A 304-nucleotide genomic window follows, 5' to 3' on the forward strand; every position below is an offset into this window, starting at 1 on the left:
GAAACGGAGGAATTAGCAAATGAGCGTCGCTCTGTCTCCCCTTGTTTCAGAATTCGAGAGTGTCGATCAGGAAGCCAGTTATGTCGCTTGGTTGCGCACCAAGGTCGAGTTGAGTTTGGCTGACAAGCGGTCACTCATCCCGCATGACGAAGTGATGGTCGAGATGGACAGCATCATCGAGGAAGCCGAGGCCGCACTGCGGGGGACGTGATTTGTTGCTCATCGCTTGGCGGGCTACAGCCCGCGATGATTTGGCGCAAATCATCCGTTACATCGCTTTCGAGAATCCACCGGCAGCCCGGCG

General features: G+C 55.9%; 1 protein-coding gene. It reads left to right on the forward strand.

Translation table 11 applies throughout. The annotated features are described in order from the left end of the window. The first annotated feature begins 19 nt into the window (after positions 1–19). On the forward strand, positions 20–211 hold the full coding sequence (gene relB / locus IV91_RS0112720) for a type II toxin-antitoxin system RelB family antitoxin (protein WP_031599031.1): 192 nt from the start codon (positions 20–22) through the stop codon (positions 209–211). The last annotated feature ends 93 nt before the right edge of the window (positions 212–304 follow it).

The organism is Ferrovum myxofaciens (assembly GCF_000735045.1).
Taxonomy (GTDB): domain Bacteria; phylum Pseudomonadota; class Gammaproteobacteria; order Burkholderiales; family Ferrovaceae; genus Ferrovum; species Ferrovum myxofaciens.

Coding starts and splice junctions, on each gene's coding strand:
- relB (WP_031599031.1), top strand. CDS start 20: ATGAGCGTCGCTCTGTCTCCCCTTGTTTCAGAATTCGAGAGTGTCGAT.